The organism is Paracoccus sp. P2 (genome assembly GCF_046335115.1).
In the GTDB taxonomy this organism is placed as follows: Bacteria; Pseudomonadota; Alphaproteobacteria; order Rhodobacterales; family Rhodobacteraceae; genus Paracoccus; species Paracoccus pantotrophus.
This window is the reverse complement of sequence record NZ_JBGOSN010000015.1, coordinates 38,126-55,203: the sequence shown is the minus strand read 5'-3', so window position 1 is coordinate 55,203 and position 17,078 is coordinate 38,126. Positions and strand designations below refer to the sequence as shown.

The window sequence follows — 17,078 nt, the reverse complement described above, 5'->3', positions numbered from 1 at the left end:
GGTGCGCTGCCGGCCCCTGCATATCCAGAGGATAGAGAAATGCCCAAGGTTCTTGTTTCGGACAAGCTGTCGGAAACCGCCGTCCAGATCTTTCGCGACCGCGGCGTCGAGGTGGATTACCTGCCGGATGTCGGCAAGGACAAGGAAAAGCTTGCCGAGATCATCGGTCAGTATGACGGGCTCGCGATCCGCTCGGCCACCAAGGTGACGGCGAAGCTCTTGGAGAGCGCCACCAAGCTGAAGGTGATCGGCCGCGCCGGGATCGGGGTCGACAATGTCGATATTCCGGCGGCCTCGAAGAAGGGCGTGATCGTGATGAACACGCCCTTCGGGAACTCGGTCACGACGGCCGAGCATGCCATCGCGCTGATGTTCGCCGTGGCGCGGCAATTGCCCGAGGCCAGCGTCTCGACCCATGAGGGCAAGTGGGAGAAGAACCGCTTCATGGGGGTCGAGGTCTTCAACAAGGTGCTGGGCGTCATCGGGGCGGGCAATATCGGCTCGATCGTCATCGACCGGGCGCTGGGGCTGAAGATGAAGGTGCTGGCCTATGACCCCTTCCTGTCCGAGGAGCGGGCCAAGGAACTGGGCGTGAAGAAGGTCGAGCTGGACGAGTTGCTGGCAAAGGCCGATTTCATCACCCTGCATGTGCCGCTGACCGAGAAGACCAGGAACATCCTGTCGCGCGAGAACCTGGAAAAGACCAAGCAGGGTGTGCGCATCGTCAATGCCGCCCGCGGCGGGTTGATCGACGAGGCGGCGCTGGCCGAGCTGCTGAAATCGGGCCATGTCGCCGGCGCGGCGCTGGACGTCTTCGCCACCGAGCCCGCGACCGAGAGCCCGCTGTTCGGCCTGCCCAATGTGGTGGTGACGCCGCATCTGGGCGCCTCGACCACCGAGGCGCAGGAGAATGTCGCCCTGCAGGTGGCCGAGCAGATGTCGGATTACCTGCTGACCGGCGCGGTGCAGAATGCGCTGAACATGCCCTCGGTCACCGCCGAGGAGGCGGCGGTGATGGGGCCCTGGCTGAAGCTGGCCGGGCATCTGGGCGCCTTCATCGGCCAGATGACCGACGAGCCGATCCAGGCGATCAACGTGCTTTACGACGGCGTCGCCTCCGAGATGAACCTCAAGGCGCTGAACGCCGCGGTGATCGCCGGGGTGATGCAGGCGACGAACCCGGACGTGAACATGGTCTCGGCCCCGGTCATGGCGGCCGAGCGCGGCGTGCAGGTGGCGACCACGACGCAGGGCAAGTCGGGCGTCTTCGACGGCTATATCAAGGCCACCGTGGTCACCGACACCCGCGAGCGGTCCATCGCCGGCACCGTGTTCAGCGACGGCAAGCCGCGCTTCATCCAGATCCGCGGCATCAATGTCGATGCCGAGATCGGCGAGCACATGCTTTATACCCGCAACCGCGACGTGCCGGGCGTCATCGGCGCGCTGGGCATGACGCTGGGCGATCTGGGCGTGAACATCGCGAACTTCACCCTTGGCCGCACCAAGACCGGGGACGATGCCATCGCCATCCTCTATCTCGATGAGCCGCTGAAGCCCGAGGCGCTGGAGGCCCTGCGCGCCACCGGCAAGTTCCTGCAGGTGCGACCGCTGCAATTCGAGGTTTGAACCTGGCAAGCCCCCGGATTAGGTTCCGGGGGTTTCCATTTGCGGGGGCGGCATGCGGACCTATGCCATCGGTGACATTCACGGCCACCTGGAACTGCTGCGCGCCGCGCATGAGCTGATCGCGCGCGACGACGCGGCACATGGCGGCGGCGGCAGGCTGGTCCATGTCGGCGACCTGCAGGACCGCGGCCCGGATTCGCGCGGCGTGGTCGATTACCTGATGCGCGGCCAAGCCGAAGGGTTGCCCTGGATCGTGCTCAAGGGCAATCACGACCGCTTCCTGCCGCGCTTTGCCTGGCAGCCGGAATGGATCGACCCCGGCCTGGCCTCGGGGCGGCACTGGCTGGAGCATCCCTCGCTGGGCGCAGCCGAGACGCTGGCCTCCTATGGCGTCGAGATCCGCGACCATGCCCGCACCCATGCCGATGTGCTGCGCGCCGTGCCCGAGGCGCATCTGCGCTGGCTGGCGGCGCTGCCGCTGTGGCACCTGACCCCGCGGGCGCTTTTCGTCCATGCCGGCATCCGCCCCGGCGTCGACCTGGCCCGGCAGACCGAGCATGACCTGGTCTGGATCCGCAAGGGCTTTCTGGACGATGCCAGCAATCACGGCCTGCTGGTGGTACATGGCCACAGCCCGGTCAAGCGGGTGACGCATTTCGGCAACCGCCTGGCCATCGACACCGGCGCGGCCTATGGCGGGCCGCTGAGCGTGGTGGTCTTCGACGAAACCGGGCTGCATCTGCTGACCGATTCCGGGCGCGAGCCGATTCCCGCCCCCTGAGCCTGGCCCCTGAGCCCGGCCCTGTGGCAGGCCTGCCATTGCGCCGGCGGGAAATGTCTCAAATCCCCGGCATCCATTGACCGCCTGGCGGGAGGGGCCAAATATCAGCCTATGCGCCATGCGTGGCGCGTCAGGAGGTGCGGCGCCGTGCAGTCCCTTTCCGTCATGTTCCAGCTGGCCGGCGCCGTGGCGCTGCTGCTTTTCGGGCTTGGCCTGGTCCGCGACGGGATGGTGCGCGCCTTTGGCGTCCGGCTCAAGATGGCGCTGGGGCGGGGCACGCGCACCGGGTTGCGGGCCTTTGTCTCCGGGCTGGTGGCGACACTGGGCTTGCAAAGCTCGACCGCGACGGCGCTGATGACGGCCTCATTCGTGGATCGCGGCATGATCCGGCCGCGCATGGCCCAGATCGTGCTGCTGGGCGCCAACCTGGGCACGGCGCTGACCGCCTGGATCGTCGCCTCGGGGATCGAGGCGCTGGTGCCGGTGCTGCTGCTGGCCGGCTATGCCATGCGCGGCCAGTCCCGGCGCGGCTGGTCGGGCGGCGGGCTGGCGCTGATCGGCATCGCGCTGATGCTGCTGTCGTTGGGCCTGCTGGGCCATGCGACCGAGCCCCTGCGCGAATCCGCGGCCATGGCAGCCTTTCTGGCCATGCTGGGCAATGCCTGGCCGGTGGCGCTGGCCATCGCGGCGGGGCTGGCGGTGATCTGCTCGTCTTCGCTGGCGGTGGTGATGCTGGTCCTGTCGCTGGCCATGGATCCGGCCCTGACCGTGGTACTGGTGCTGGGCGCCAATCTGGGCGGGGCGATCCCGCCGGTGCTGGCCACGGCCGGACAGGGCATCGCGGCCCGCCGCGTCGCCCTGGGCAACCTGGTCGTGCGCGCCGTCGGCTGCCTTGTCGCGCTGCCCCTGGCGGGCCAAGCGGCGCAGGTGCTGACCGCCGTACCTCTGCCGGAAACCGGGCTGGCGGTCGAGGCGCATCTGGCCTTCAACCTGGCGCTCGCCGCGGCGATCTGGCCTTTTTCGGCGCTGGTCACGCGGCTGACCGGGCTGATCCTGCGTGAAGACGAGACCCCGCCGCCGATCGAGGCGCAGCTGCTGGACGGGCAGGCGCTGGACACCCCGGCCGTGGCTCTGGCTCGCGCCAGCCGGGCGGCGCTGGCCATCGGCGACGTGGTCGAACGGATGCTGCAACAGGCCCGCACCGCCTTTGCCCGTGGCGACGATGCGCCCCTGGCCGAGGTTTCGGTGCTGGAGGAGCGGGTGGACCGCATGCAGCAGGAGGTGAAAAGCTTTCTCTCCCGCCTGGGCCGCGAGGCGGGCGAGGATGAACGGCGCCAGGCCATCACCATCCTGGATTATGTCATCAACCTGGAACATGTCGGCGACATCATCGACAAGGGGCTCGGCCCCGAGATCCGCAAGAAGGCGGCGCTGGCCCTGCGCTTTTCCGACGAGGGCTATCGCGAACTGGACGGGCTGTTCCTGATGACCATAGAGAACCTGCGGCTGGCCCAGACCGTCTTCATGACCCGCGACCGCGACCTGGCGCGGCAGCTGATGGAGGAGAAGGTCGAGATCCGGCGGCTGGAGCGCATGTCCGCGCAGCGCCACCTGATGCGGCTGCGCGAGGGGCGGGCGGACAGCCAGCAGACCTCATCGCTGCACCTGGACATCCTGCGCGACCTGAAGCGGGTGAACGCGCATATCGTCTCGGTCGCGCATCCGATCCTGGACGAGGCCGACCTGCTGATCGAAAGCCGGCTCAAGCGGGGCTGAAGGCCGGATCGGGCGGCGCCATCGCGGTGACGCCGCCGGACCAATCGCGGGCCGCGGTCCTGGCGGAATCCGCCAAGCAATCCGGGGGCCCGGATCGGGTGCATGGCCCGCCGGGCCGGGCGGCGATCATGCATCGCTCCGGCGCGGAAACCATTTCTCCGGCCGGGCGGGCGCAGCGGCGCAAGGCATAGCCCTGGCCCCGGCGTGGCGGGTCTCCAGCGATCCATACGGCCGGCCGGCACCGGTGACGTGCAGGATTCTTCGCCCCGCCCCGCCCCGCCTCGCCGGGTCCGGGGCAGCGGCGCAAGGCCTGGCCGACCCTCGCGCCGCCGTTTCCGGGGGCGGATGCCGTTGGCCTGCCCCCGGCATGGTCCGGCCGCGGCGGCAAGCGGCAGGGCGATCTTGCCGCCAGCGGCGCCTCGGCCGCTTCCACGCCTGGTCGCCGCCCGCCGCAGCCTCGGCTTTCCGCACCCTGCGGGGCTTTGGCGCGCGATGCAGCCGCAAGCTCTTGCAGCGGCTCGGCGGGCTTGCCATGTTCTGTCCGGTTGCGCTGCCCGGAGGACGAGATGAGGACATGGATTGCCGCCCTGGCGCTGATGGCTGCGCCCGTTTCGGCCGAGGTGGTGGGCAAGGTCGGCGTGGACTGGGTCGGCAACGACATCATCATCGAGGCCATCCCCGATCCTCAGGTGCAGGGCGTGACCTGCCACCTGGCCTATTTCGACCGCTCGGTGATCGACCGGCTGAGCCAGGGCAACTGGTTCGAGGATCCGTCGAACTCGGCCATCGAATGCAGCCGGACCGGCCCGGTCACGATCGGCGACATCCGCCGCGGGCCGAAGGGCGAGGACGTGTTCAGCGCCTCGCGCTCGCTGATCTTCAAGTCGCTGCGGATCAAGCGGATCTATGACGAGGAAAACCAGGTGCTGGTCTATCTTGCCCATGCCGACCAGGTGAAGGAAGGCTCGGCCAAGATGTCGATCTCGACCGTGGCGCTGGAGCCGGGCGAGGCATTGCCGGCCCATTGAAGCTGCCGCCTGCCGCGGGGCCGGCGCGGTATCCGCGGAGGCTGTGCGGAAACTCGGAATCCATGAATGTGTCAAGAATGCTTTCCCTCGGGGGGCGCCCGGCGCATCCCCGAGGGGAACGTTTTCACGTCAACCATACCGTAGTAGAATATTGTCCCGAGGCGCTTACCGCCCAACCGAGTTTTCACACAGCCTCCGCGGCAGGCGGCCAGGTGCGCGGGGGGCGTGCGCTCCCGGATCGGCCGCCCCGTTCGTCCGCGCCAAAGATCAGGGTCGCTTTTGCGGAACGCCTGCCGGCTTGGCCGTTCGGATGCCTGGATCGGGCCGGCTGGCTGCGGGCGCGGATGGGCGCTGCCGCGCATGCCCCGGCCCTGGGGCGTCGCGACCCCGGAGCCGCTGCGGACCATGTCCCGGTTTCCGCGCAAGCTTCCGGCCGCCTTGCGGTTTGCGGCCCCACAGGTGGACAGCGCCGTGCGGTGGTTGTAAGAGCCGCGCCAAACAGGAACGGTGAGATGCGGATTCCGTCCAAGAGCGCAAAATACAATCTGGGCCAGGTGGTGCGCCATCGCGAACATCCGTTCCGCGGCGTGGTGTTCGACGTGGACCCGGAATTTTCCAATACCGAGGAATGGTACGAATCCATCCCCGAGGATTCGCGGCCGTCGCGCAACCAGCCCTTTTATCACCTCTATGCCGAAACCGAGGCGACCTATTACGTTGCCTATGTCTCCGAGCAGAACCTGGTCCCGGATCATTCGGGCGAGCCTCTGGAACATCCCGAGGTGACGGAGATGTTCGGCGAGTTTCAGGACGGCCGCTATCCGCTGCAATTCGGGCTGAACTGATTCAGGCCCCCCCGGCGGCAGGAGCGACTTGCGCCGGCGGCTCGGCCACCGGGACGACGAAGGCCAGGAAATTCCGCCGCCCCTCGCGGAAATAGCACAGCGAGGCGGTCAGTTCCTGGATCAGGAACCAGCCGAAGCCGCCCTCGGGCAGCAGCAGGATCGCCTCGGCATCCTGGGGTGCCGGGCCGGTCCAGGGCAGGTCGTGCATGTCGAGGCACGAGGCCGGCAGCGGCCGGCCGTCATCCGTCACCGCGCAGGCGATGCCGCCGACATGGCGCGCGACGCAAAGATGGATCAGCGGCGCATGCGGCCGGCCGCCCAGCCGCACCGCCTCGTATCGGGTGCCGTGTTCGCAGATATTGTTCAGCACCTCGGCCAGCGCCAGCTCCAGCTTGGCGATCACCTCGTCCCCGGCGCTGCCGTCGAATCTTTCGCGCAGAAACAGCAGCGCGGCGCGCACGGTTGCCGGATCGGCGCGAAAGATGCGGTGGAGCATCGGCCGGCGGGGTGGCGGGGGCTGGCGAAGCCGCTTTCCGGCCGGTTCGGGAGACAGGTTCATCTTTCGGGGCCTTCGGGGCGCGCGGCGGGAATGTCTGCGGTCCTGCGGATGGTCAGCACCGTGTCCATCCGCGTCAGGTGAAACACCCGCTCGACATTCGGCGTCAGCCTGGTCAGCGTCAGCTTTCGCCCCGCGGGCATGGCCTTGTAGATGGCGATCACCGCGCCAAGTCCGGAACTGTCCATGAATTCGACCCCGCCCAGGTCCAGCGTCACCTGCGCGCCGCCGCCGGCGATCATGCCGCGCACCCGGTCCTTGAAGGCGGTGGCAATGGTGGCGTCGAGGCGTTTTTCATCGACGCGAATCGTTAGCCCGTCCGGCTGGGGCAGCAATGTCAGTTGCATTCTCGGTTCCGCTGTTTTCCGTGTGCTTGCCCCTGTTCTAGACCGGCAATCGTTACCGGCAGGTAAGCGTCTCACGGATTTCCGTGCAGGAAGACGCGAAAATAGCGCGAAATTTCATAAACCTTGCAGCGGACGCCGGACCAGCCCGAAAACCCGAGGAAGCGGGCTGGTCCCGCCGGTCCAGCCTCTACCGCTGCGCGAAGCCTAGGCCTCGCCTTCCAGCATCCCGTGCAGTTCATAGATCAGGTCCAGCGCCTCGCGGGCGCTGATCGTGTCGGGATTGAGGCTGCGCAGGCGCTCCTCCACCGCCGAGGGCCTGGCCTTGGCCGCCGGCGCGGGCGCCGGGGCGGCGCGGAACAGTGGCAGGTCGTCGAGCAGCGCGGCGGGCTTGCCCGTCCCCTGGCGCTCGCCGCTTTCCAACTGGTGCAGGATGTCGCGGGCGCGTTCCACCACCGCGGGCGGCAGCCCCGCCAGCCGCGCCACCTGCACGCCATAGGAGCGGTCGGCGGCGCCCTTCCTGACCTCGTGCAGGAAGATCACCTCGCCTTCCCATTCGCGCACCGCGACGGTGGCGTTCTCCAAGCCGGGCAGGCGGGCCGAGAGGCTGGTCATCTCGTGGTAATGGGTGGCAAACAGCGCCCGGCAGCGGTTCGTGGCATGCAGGTGCTCCATCACCGCCCAGGCGATCGAAAGCCCGTCCCAGGTCGCGGTGCCGCGCCCGATCTCGTCCAGGATCACCAGCGCATGATCGTCGGCCTGGTTCAGGATCGCCGCCGTTTCGACCATCTCGACCATGAAGGTCGAGCGGCCGCGCGCCAGGTCGTCCGCCGCGCCGACCCGGCTGAAGAGCTGGCTGACCAGGCCGATATGGGCACGGCGGGCGGGCACGAAGCCACCCGCCTGCGCCAGGATGGCGATCAGCGCGTTCTGGCGCAGGAAGGTTGACTTGCCGGCCATGTTCGGGCCGGTCAACAGCCAGATCGCCGGGGTCTCACCCTCGGTCAGGGCGCAGTCGTTGGCGACGAAAGCCTCGCCCTTGCGCTTGAGCGCGCGTTCCACCACCGGATGCCGGCCGCCCTCGATCACGAAGGCGCGGCTGGCATCGACCTCGGGGCGCACCCAGCCCTCGCCCGAGGCGAGATCGGCCAAAGCGGCGGTCAGGTCGATCTCGGCCAGCGCGCGGGCTGCCTGCCCGATGGGGCCGGCCCGGTCCAGGACGGCGCGCGCCAGGCGGGCGAAGATCTCGCGCTCGATCTCCAGCGCCCGGTCGCGGGCGTTGAGGATGCGGGTTTCCAGTTCCGACAGTTCGACCGTGGTGAAGCGGATCTGGTTCGCCGTGGTCTGGCGGTGGATGAAACGCTCGTTCAGCGGCGGGGCCAGCATCCGCTCGGCATGGGTCGAAGTGGTCTCGATAAAGTAGCCCAGCACGTTGTTATGCTTGATCTTGAGGCTCTGGACGCCGGTCTCGGCGATGTAATCGGCCTGCATCCGGGCGATGACGCCGCGGCCCTCGTCGCGCAACCGGCGGGTCTCGTCCAGATCCTCGTCATGGCCCGTCGCGACGAAGCCGCCGTCGCGGGCCAGCAAGGGGGGCTCGGCCACCAGTGCGTCGTCGAGCAGGTCGATCAGGGCGTCATGGCCGGTCAGGTCGTGCGTCGCCTCTGCCAGCACGGTGATCTCGTCGCAGCCCAGCATGGCGGCGATGGCCGCGCCCTGCGTCAGCCCGGCGCGGATCGCGGCCAGGTCGCGCGGCCCGCCGCGCTCCAGCGCCAGCCGCGACAGGGCGCGGTCCATGTCGGGCGCGCGCGACAGCGCCTCGCGCAGGTCGGCGGTCAGGCGCGGGTCGTCCACCAGATATGCGACGGCGGCCTGGCGGGCGTGGATTTCGTCCAGGTCGCGCGACGGCGCGCTGATGCGGCGCTCCAGCAGGCGCGCGCCGCCCGCCGTCACCGTGCGGTCGATGGCGGTCAGCAGCGAGCCCTCGCGCCCGCCCGACAGCGCCTGCGTCAGTTCCAGGTTGCGCCGGGTGGCGGCGTCGATCTGCATGGCGCCGCCAGGCGCCTCGCGCACCGGCGGGCGGATCAGCGGCATCCGGCCCTTTTGCGTCAGCTCCAGGTAATCGGCGATGGCGCCCATGGCGGCCAGTTCCGCGCGGGAGAAGCTGCCGAACCCGTCCAGCGTCTCGACTTGGAACAGCGCGCAAAGCCGGCGCGTGGCGGCGCTGCTGTCGAAGCTGCCGGCGGGCAGTTCGGTCAGCGCCGCACCGGCCTCGGCGGCGATCTCGTCGAGGTTCGAGCCCTCGGCGGCCAGCAATTCGCGCGGGGCGTGGCGGGCGAGTTCGGGGGCCAGCCGTGCCGGCGGACATGGCACGACGCGGAAGGCGCCGGTCGAGATGTCCACCCAGGCCAGCGCCGAATCCTCGCGCACGGTGGCGAAGCTCGCCAGGAAATTGTGCCGCCGCGCCTCCAAGAGCGATTCCTCGGTCAGCGTGCCGGGCGTCACCAGCCGCACCACGTCGCGGGCCACGACCGATTTCGAGCCGCGCTTCCTGGCCTCGGCCGGATCTTCCATCTGCTCGGCGATGGCGACGCGGAAACCCTTGCGGATCAGCGTCAGCAGGTAGGACTCAGCCGCATGGACCGGCACGCCGCACATCGGGATCGGTTCGCCCAGATGCGTGCCGCGCTTGGTCAGCGCGATGTCCAGCGCCGCGGCTGCGGCCACCGCGTCCTCGAAGAACATCTCGTAGAAATCGCCCATGCGATAGAACAGCAGCGCGCCGGGATTGGCCTCGCGGATCGCAAGATACTGCGCCATCATCGGGGTGGGTTGATCGCTCATGTCCAGCCTTGTCGCCTGCGGTCCCGTTCTTCTAGGGGATGCGCGGGCCGATGCAAACAGGATGCAGGCAGGTTGCCGAGGGAGCGCAAGAATCCCGGTGACAGCGGTCCCGTGTTGCGGCATCGTCTGCCGGGAATGCATTCGTGAGGCCGGGCGATGAAATCGTTGATTCTGGGCGCAATCATGCTGCCGTTCGCGGGCGTGGCCGTCGCAGCCTGCCCGGATGTCTCGTTGATGCAGAACGCCGCGCGCGGCTGGATCGCCGGCCAGCGCCTGCCCGACCCGCTGGTGCGCACGCTCGAGGACGGGGCCTGCGCCTATGCCACCTTCCGCAGCGTGCTGGAGGCGGAACTGGGCGCGCCGGTGGGGGTGAAGGTCGGCTTCACCTCGCGCCAGGTGCAGGAACGCTTCGGCGTGACCGAGCCGGTGGCCGGCGCGCTGTTCGCGCCGATGCTGCTGCCGGACGGGGCGCGGCTCAGCCTTGCGGGCAGCCGCGAGCCGTTCTTCGAGGCCGATCTGGTCGTGACCGTGGGCAGTTCCGCGATCATGCAGGCCCGCACCCGCGAAGAGGTGGCGGCGGCGCTGAAGGACGTGCGGCCTTTCATCGAACTGCCCGACCTGGCGCTGCAAAAGGACGTGGTGCCGACCGGACCCCTGATGGTGGCCTATGGCGTGACGCCCTGGCGCGGCGTGCTGGGCCGCGGCATCCCGATTTCCGAATTGCGCGATCCGGTCGCCGATCTGGCGGCGCTGACGGTGAACCTGAAGCTTGACGGCAAGAGCATCGGCACCGGCTCGGGCGAGATGCTGCTGGGCCATCCGCTCGACGTGGTGCTGTGGCTGGTCCAGCAGGGCCGTTACGAGCTGAAGCCGGGCTCGGTGATCTCGCTGGGCTCGCTGGGCGCGCTGCATCCGGCGCAGCCGGGCCACCGGGTCGAGGCCGAATACCGCATCGGCGGCAGGGCCATGAAGGTGGGCCTGGTGCTGGTGCCCTGAGCGGTCGGGGCCGGTCGCGGTTCCCTTGGGTCAACCGCGATAAAAACCTTTGCCAACAGGGGTGTTCCGTCGCAAGACTGTCACGGGGGGCCGCTAGGTGGCATCCAGCCGCCGATGGGGCGTGTTCTGGAACGGAGTTGACCGATGACCATTCAATCGACCGCGGCGGGACTGGCCGCGCTGAGCCTGTTGGCAGGTTCGGGGGCGGCCATGGCGCAGGATCTGGCGGCGCTGGAAGAGGCCGCCAAGGCCGAGGGCATGCTGACCACCATCGCGCTGCCGCATGACTGGTGCAACTATGGCGGCGTGATCGAGGGCTTCAAGGCGAAATACCCCGAGATCCGGTTCAACGAGCTGAACCCCGACGCGGGCTCGGCCGACGAGCTGGAGGCGATCCGCGCCAACAAGGACAACAAGGGACCGCAGGCGCCCGACGTGATCGACGTGGGCCTGTCCTTCGGCCCGCAGGCCAAGGCCGAGGGGCTGATCCAGCCCTACAAGGTCGCCACCTGGGACACGATCCCGGACGATGCCAAGGATGCCGAAGGCTATTGGTATGGCGATTATTACGGCGTGATGGCCTTTGGCGTGAACAGCGACCTGATCGACGAGGTGCCGAAAAGCTGGAAGGATCTGGCCAAGCCGGAATACGCGAATGCCTTCGCGCTGGCGGGCGATCCGCGCGCCTCGGCCCAGGCGATCATCTCGGTCATGGCGGCGGGCATCGCCAATGGCGGCGAGCCGGGCGAGGCATCCGGCCAGAAGGGCATGGAACTGATGGCCGAGGTGCACAAGGCCGGCAATTTCGTGCCCGTCATCGGCAAGTCGGCGACCATTGCCCAGGGCGCGACGCCCATCGTCACTGCCTGGGACTACAACCTGCTTTCCTGGCGCGACAGCCTGAACGGCAACCCGCCGGTCGAGGTGATCATCCCCGAGGACGGCGTGGTCGCGGGCGTCTATGTCCAGGCGATCTCGGCCTATGCGCCGCATCCGAACGCGGCCAAGCTGTGGATGGAATACCTGTATTCGGACGAGGGCCAGCTGGGCTGGCTGAAAGGTTATTGCCACCCGATCCGCTTCAACGACCTGGTCCAGAACGGCAAGGTGCCGCAGGAGCTGCTGGACGCGCTGCCCCCGGCCGAAGCCTATGAGAAAGCGATCTTCCCGACGCTGGAGCAACAGGAGGCCAACAAGAAGGTCGTGACCGAGGGCTGGGACAGCGTCGTCGGCGCGGCGGTTCAGGAATAAGGCGCGGCGGCCCCGCCCGCACCGGCGGGGCCGTCCAGAACGGGCGAGGCGGAATGAGACAGATCGGCTGGAACTGGCTGGGCGTCCTGCCCTTTTTCGCCTTTGCGCTGCTGTTTCTGGTGCTGCCGACGATGAACATCGTCATCGGCGCCTTTCAGAACCCGCAGGGCGAGTTCACGCTGGCCAACCTGGCTGGGCTCGCCTCGCCGCGGATCGTGTCGAGCTTTGCCATCTCGATCAAGATCTCGCTGGCCTCGGCGCTTTTGGGCTGCCTGATCGGCTTTGCCATGGCAGCGGCGGTGGTCATGGGCGGCGTGCCGCGCTGGATCAAGGGGCCGCTGATGACCTTTTCCGGCGTCGCCTCGAACTTCGCCGGCGTGCCGCTGGCCTTTGCCTTCATCGCCACGCTGGGGCGGGTGGGGCTGGTCACGATACTGCTGCGGCAATGGTTCGGCATCAACATCTATGCCATGGGCTTCAACCTGCTCAGCTTCTGGGGCCTGACGCTGACCTACCTTTTCTTCCAGATCCCGTTGATGATCCTGATCATCACCCCGGCGCTGGAGGGCTTGAGGCGCGAATGGCGCGAGGCGGCCGAGGTGCTGGGCGCCTCGACCGGGCAATATTGGCGCATGGTGGCGCTGCCGATCCTGTTCCCGTCGCTTCTGGGCACTTTCGCGCTGCTGTTCGCCAACAGTTTCGGGGCGGTGGCGACGGCCTATGCGCTGACCGGCTCGTCGCTGTCCATCGTGCCGATCATGCTGTTCGCGCAGATCCGCGGCGACGTGCTGCAGGATCCGCATCTGGGCTATGCCATGGCCTTCGGCATGATCGTCGTCACCGGGCTTGCGAACCTGGCCTATGTCGTGATGCGCACCCGCGCCGAAAGGTGGATGCGATGAAACGGGTCTGGTCCTGGGCGGCGCTGGTGGTCGGCGGGCTGTATTTCCTGCTGCCGCTGATCGGCACCATCGAGTTCTCGCTGCGGATGCGGCGCGGGGAATATTCGCTGGACGCCTATCGTTCCGTGCTGTCGGACCCGAATTTCCGCGCCACCTTCAGCTATTCGGTGGCCATGGCGCTGCTGACCATCCTGCTGGGGGTGCTGATCGTGGTGCCGACCGCCTATTGGGTGCGGCTGCGCCTGCCGCGCCTACGCCCGGTGATCGAGTTCATCACCCTGCTGCCGCTGGTCATCCCGGCCATCGTCGTGGTCTTCGGCTATATCCGGCTTTACAACACCAGTTCGGTGCTGCCGCTGACCGGCACGGCGTCGGGCACCAACCTGCTGCTGCTCTGCGGCTATGCCACGCTGGCGCTGCCCTATATGTATCGCGCCGTCGATACCGGGCTGTCCACGCTGGACGTGCGCTCGCTGACCGAGGCCGCGCAATCGCTGGGCGCCGGCTGGGTGCGGATCATCGGCCGGCTGATCCTGCCCAACGTGCTGGGCGCGGTGATGTCGGGCGCCTTTTTGTCCTTCGCCATCGTCATCGGCGAATTCACCATGGCGGCGCTGCTGAACCGCCCGGCCTTCGGCCCCTACATGCAGCTTTTGGGCGCCAACCGCGCCTATGAGCCGGCGGCGCTGGCGGTGATCGCCTTTGCCGTGACCTGGGGTTGCATGGGGGTGATGCAGCTGATCTCCCGCCTGTTCGGCACACGGATTCAACCGACATGAGCTTCCTGACCCTCGACCATCTGCAGAAATCCTTCGGACCGACCCGCGTCGTGCATGACTTCGACCTCGGCGTCGAAAAGGGCGAGTTCGTGTCCTTCCTCGGCCCCTCGGGCTGCGGCAAGACCACGGTGCTGCGCATGGTCGCGGGGTTCGAGACGCCAACGGCGGGCCGGGTGGTGATCGACGGGCGGGACGTGACGCGCCTGCGCCCGAACCAGCGCCAGATCGGCATGGTGTTCCAGTCCTATGCGCTGTTTCCGAACCTGACCGTGGCCGAGAACGTGGGCTTCGGCCTGCGCACCGCCGGCGTGGCGCGCGCCGAACGCGCCGGGCGCGTGGCCGAGATGCTGGCGCTGATCGGCCTGCCCGACCTGGGCGGCCGCTATCCCTGGCAGCTTTCGGGCGGCCAGCAGCAGCGGGTGGCGCTGGCCCGCGCGCTGGCGCCGCGCCCGCGCGTCCTGCTGCTGGACGAGCCCTTGTCGGCGCTGGACGCCAAGATCCGCGTGTCCTTGCGCAACCAGATCCGCGAGATCCAGCAGCAATTGGCCATCACCACCATCTTCGTCACCCATGACCAGGAGGAGGCGCTGTCGATTTCCGACCGCATCGTGGTCATGCACAAGGGCGTGGCCGACCAGACCGGCACGCCGGCGCAGATCTACAACCAACCCGCCACCGATTTCGTCGCCGGCTTCGTCGGCACGCTGAACCGCTTCCCGGCCGAGGTGCTGGACCCCGCCCGCGGCCTCGTCCGCGTCGAGGGGGCCGAGATCGCGCTGGACCGTTCCTTGCCCGCCGGTCCCATCACCCTGGCGGCGCGGCCCGAAAGCCTGCGCATCGCCCCCGAGGGCATCCCGGCCGAGATCGCCGGCGTCGAATTCCTGGGCTCGGTCCAGCGGCTGCGGGCACGGGTGGCGGGACGCGAGGTGGTGCTGGATCGATTCAACGAACCGGGGTCCGAACTGCCCCGGCCGGGCGCGCGGGTGTGCCTGGCGGCATCGCAGGCCGGATGGCTGGTTCTGCCGGGCTGAAGGGCGGGGCCTATTTCCGGTTCTTGCCGCGCATGGCCAGCGCCCGGCGCAGGTGGCCGGGCAGGATGGCGAAGCCCCTGGCATAGCGCAGGAACAGCCGGCGCGGATTGGACAGCATCCGCCACAGCCATTCCAGCTTGATCCGGCGCACCCATCGCGGCGCTCGGCGCTGGTGGCCCGACAGGAAGTCGAGCCCGGCCCCGATCGAGGCGAAGCCCACATCGCCAAGCGCGTCGCGGGCGCGGATGGCGAATATCTCTTGCCGCGGGGCGCCGAGCGCCAGGAAGCACAGCCGCGCGCCCGAGGCGCGGATGCGGACGATGATCCCGGCCGCTTCCTCGCCCATCGGGTCGAAGGGAAAGCCCGGCGCATGGGTCAGCGCCACGCGCAGCCCCGGCACCGCCGCCTGCATGCTGCGCGCGGCCAGTGCCAGCGATTCGTCGTTGCTGCCGATCAGCGCCACCGGCAGGCCGGCCCGCGCCGCCTCGGCGGCCAAGGGCAGCACCAGGTCCGAGCCGGGCGCCAGCGCCACCGGCCGCCCGGCGATGCGCGACAGCCAGACGATGGGGTTGCCGTCGGCGCAGACCAGGTCATGCGCGCCATAGGCGCGGCGAAAGCGGATGTCCTCGCCCAGCCTTTGCAGGTGATCGACGTTGATCGTGGCGATGGCGAAGCCGCGCCCCTCGGCCAGCCGCCGCCGCACCTCGGCCAGCAGTGCGGAAGAATCCCGGCAATTGACGCGGACGGCATTGCCGTCGGGAAAGCTGAAATGCATGATAAGCCCTCGGGTCCGGCCGGAATCGACGGCAGGATGTGTTGGCGGCGAGGGGATTGCAACGTCCTTCGCAGAGCCGGTCGACAAGGCGCGGGACGGGAGTCGGGCCATGCCCATATTCGCCTTCATGGTGCTGGTGACCTGGCCGGTGGTGGTGGCGGTGCTGTTTCAGCGCATGGAACGGGCGCAGGCGGTGATCTGGTCGATCTTTGCCGGCTACCTGCTGCTGCCGCAGCTGATCGAGATCGACCTGCCCGCCTTTCCCGGCCTGAACAAGCACATGGTCCCGGCGCTGGCCGCCGCCGTCATGGTCTATTTCGTCACCAAGGAGCGCGCCCGGAGCGAGCCCCCGCCGCCGCCCATGGGGGCTTGGGTCGTGCTGCTCCTGGCGATGAACTTCGCCTCGCCGATCCTGACGGCGTTGACCAATCCCGACCCGCTGATCGACGGCGTGACCTATCGGCCGGCCATGTCGATCAGCCAGGGCGTGGCCGACCTGATCGTGCAGACGCTGCTGCTGCTGCCCTTCTTCCTGGGCTACAAGCTGCTCTGGAATGCCAGGGGCGCCCAGCTCTGGGCGCGCAGCCTGCTGCTGGGCGTCCTGTGCTATACCGTGCCCATGCTGATCGAACTGCGGATGAGCCCGCAGATCAACGTCTGGGTGTATGGCTTTTTCCAGCACGATTTCGTCCAGACCATCCGCTATGGCGGCTACCGCCCCATCGTCTTCCTGGAACATCCGCTATGGGTGGCGCTGATGACGATGACCGCCTTTCTGGCCGCCATCGCCTTTGCCCGCAACGAACCGACGCGGCGCAACATCCTGATCGCGGTCTACCTGGCCTGCATCGTCTTCCTGTGCAAATCGGCAGGCGCGCTGGTGCAGTCGCTGATGGCGGCGCCGCTGGTGGCTCTGGCGCGGCCGCGCATGATGGTGCTGGCGGCGGCGCTGGTGGCCACCGCCGCCGTCTCCTATCCGACGCTGCGCACCACCCCCTGGATGCCGCTGCAGGGTATCGTCAACCTGGCCATGTCCATCTCGCCCGAGCGGGGGCGCTCGCTCGAGTTCCGGCTAATGAACGAGGAGGAACTGCTGGAGCGCGCGATGGAGCGGCCGGCTTTCGGCTGGGGCGGCTGGGGGCGGTCGCTGTTCTATGACCCCTATAACGGCCGGCTGACCTCGGTGCCGGACGGGCAATGGGTGATCCTGATCGGCGCGCGGGGCATCTTCGGCTACCTGGCGCAGCTTCTGCTGCTGCTGACGCCGATCCTGGCGTTGCTGCGGGCGATGCCGGGCGGCCGGCATCCGCCCCGCAAGGCCGAGATGGTGGTGCTGGGCGCGATCTCGCTGATGCTGGCGATGAACATGCTGGACCTGATTCCCAATGCGACCATGACGCCGCTGACCTGGCTGACCGCCGGGGCGCTGCTGGGCAATGCACGCCGGCTGCGGCAGGGGGTCTCCGATCCGGCCGATCTGCCGGCGGCCCAGCGGATTCTGCCTAAAAAGGCAGGCCTGCGGACGGTTTTATAGGTTGGTC

At 68.5% G+C, this 17,078-nt stretch carries 15 protein-coding genes; 11 read left to right on the top strand and 4 right to left on the bottom strand.

Going from position 1 to position 17,078, the window contains the following annotated elements; translation table 11 throughout:
* Positions 1-39: 39 nt before the first annotated feature.
* From serA to hspQ, 5 genes are all read left to right on the top strand, one after another.
* The gene (gene serA, locus ACDP63_RS11565; protein ID WP_024844100.1) at positions 40-1,629 is read left to right on the top strand and encodes a phosphoglycerate dehydrogenase; all 1,590 of its coding nucleotides are present in this window, start codon (positions 40-42) and stop codon (positions 1,627-1,629) included.
* 52 nt (positions 1,630-1,681) lie between these two features.
* Positions 1,682-2,410, top strand: a complete 729-nt coding sequence (locus ACDP63_RS11560; protein WP_024844101.1) for a metallophosphoesterase — start codon at positions 1,682-1,684, stop codon at positions 2,408-2,410.
* Positions 2,411-2,557: 147 nt separating this feature from the next.
* A complete protein-coding gene (locus ACDP63_RS11555; RefSeq protein ID WP_024844102.1) occupies positions 2,558-4,186 on the top strand; it encodes a Na/Pi cotransporter family protein in 1,629 nt (542 codons plus the stop codon).
* 566 nt (positions 4,187-4,752) lie between these two features.
* A complete protein-coding gene (locus ACDP63_RS11550) occupies positions 4,753-5,214 on the top strand; it encodes a CreA family protein (RefSeq protein WP_024844103.1) in 462 nt (153 codons plus the stop codon).
* A gap of 512 nt (positions 5,215-5,726) precedes the next feature.
* Positions 5,727-6,059 (top strand): heat shock protein HspQ, encoded by a 333-nt coding sequence (gene hspQ, locus ACDP63_RS11545; protein WP_028710168.1) that lies wholly within the window; start codon positions 5,727-5,729, stop codon positions 6,057-6,059.
* A gap of 1 nt (position 6,060) precedes the next feature.
* Here the strand turns inward: hspQ and ACDP63_RS11540 are convergent, their stop codons facing one another.
* The 3 genes from ACDP63_RS11540 to mutS form a co-directional block, all read right to left on the bottom strand.
* On the bottom strand, positions 6,061-6,555 hold the full coding sequence (locus ACDP63_RS11540) for an ATP-binding protein (RefSeq protein WP_258553417.1): 495 nt from the start codon (positions 6,553-6,555) through the stop codon (positions 6,061-6,063).
* A 59-nt stretch (positions 6,556-6,614) separates the two neighbouring features.
* Positions 6,615-6,962 carry an STAS domain-containing protein gene (locus ACDP63_RS11535; RefSeq protein WP_024844106.1) on the bottom strand — a complete coding sequence of 116 codons (348 nt, stop codon included), beginning with the start codon at positions 6,960-6,962 and terminating at the stop codon, positions 6,615-6,617.
* 204 nt (positions 6,963-7,166) lie between these two features.
* Positions 7,167-9,803, bottom strand: coding sequence for a DNA mismatch repair protein MutS (gene mutS / locus ACDP63_RS11530; RefSeq protein WP_024844107.1), 2,637 nt, complete (start codon positions 9,801-9,803; stop codon positions 7,167-7,169).
* A 156-nt stretch (positions 9,804-9,959) separates the two neighbouring features.
* Between mutS and ACDP63_RS11525 the strand changes: the two genes are divergently transcribed.
* The 5 genes from ACDP63_RS11525 to ACDP63_RS11505 all read left to right on the top strand — a co-directional run bounded on the left by ACDP63_RS11525 (position 9,960) and on the right by ACDP63_RS11505 (position 14,762).
* Positions 9,960-10,799: a 2-keto-4-pentenoate hydratase gene (locus tag ACDP63_RS11525; RefSeq protein ID WP_024844108.1), complete on the top strand. Its 840-nt coding sequence runs from the start codon at positions 9,960-9,962 to the stop codon at positions 10,797-10,799.
* 144 nt (positions 10,800-10,943) lie between these two features.
* The gene (locus ACDP63_RS11520; protein ID WP_409928082.1) at positions 10,944-12,050 is read left to right on the top strand and encodes an ABC transporter substrate-binding protein; all 1,107 of its coding nucleotides are present in this window, start codon (positions 10,944-10,946) and stop codon (positions 12,048-12,050) included.
* Between the two features lie 53 nt (positions 12,051-12,103).
* Positions 12,104-12,952 (top strand): ABC transporter permease, encoded by an 849-nt coding sequence (locus ACDP63_RS11515; protein ID WP_024844110.1) that lies wholly within the window; start codon positions 12,104-12,106, stop codon positions 12,950-12,952.
* Positions 12,949-13,731, top strand: a complete 783-nt coding sequence (locus ACDP63_RS11510; RefSeq protein WP_024844111.1) for an ABC transporter permease — start codon at positions 12,949-12,951, stop codon at positions 13,729-13,731. The genes ACDP63_RS11515 and ACDP63_RS11510 overlap by 4 nt, the downstream gene beginning before the upstream one ends.
* Positions 13,728-14,762 carry an ABC transporter ATP-binding protein gene (locus ACDP63_RS11505; RefSeq protein ID WP_024844112.1) on the top strand — a complete coding sequence of 345 codons (1,035 nt, stop codon included), beginning with the start codon at positions 13,728-13,730 and terminating at the stop codon, positions 14,760-14,762. Before ACDP63_RS11510 ends, ACDP63_RS11505 begins: the two co-directional genes overlap by 4 nt.
* Positions 14,763-14,772: 10 nt before the next feature.
* Here ACDP63_RS11505 and ACDP63_RS11500 read toward each other — a convergent pair whose 3' ends face one another.
* Positions 14,773-15,537, bottom strand: a complete 765-nt coding sequence (locus tag ACDP63_RS11500) for a WecB/TagA/CpsF family glycosyltransferase (RefSeq protein WP_024844113.1) — start codon at positions 15,535-15,537, stop codon at positions 14,773-14,775.
* A 109-nt stretch (positions 15,538-15,646) separates the two neighbouring features.
* Here ACDP63_RS11500 and ACDP63_RS11495 point away from each other — a divergent pair, with 109 nt between their 5' ends.
* Positions 15,647-17,071, top strand: coding sequence for a hypothetical protein (locus tag ACDP63_RS11495; protein WP_024844114.1), 1,425 nt, complete (start codon positions 15,647-15,649; stop codon positions 17,069-17,071).
* Positions 17,072-17,078 lie beyond the last annotated feature (7 nt).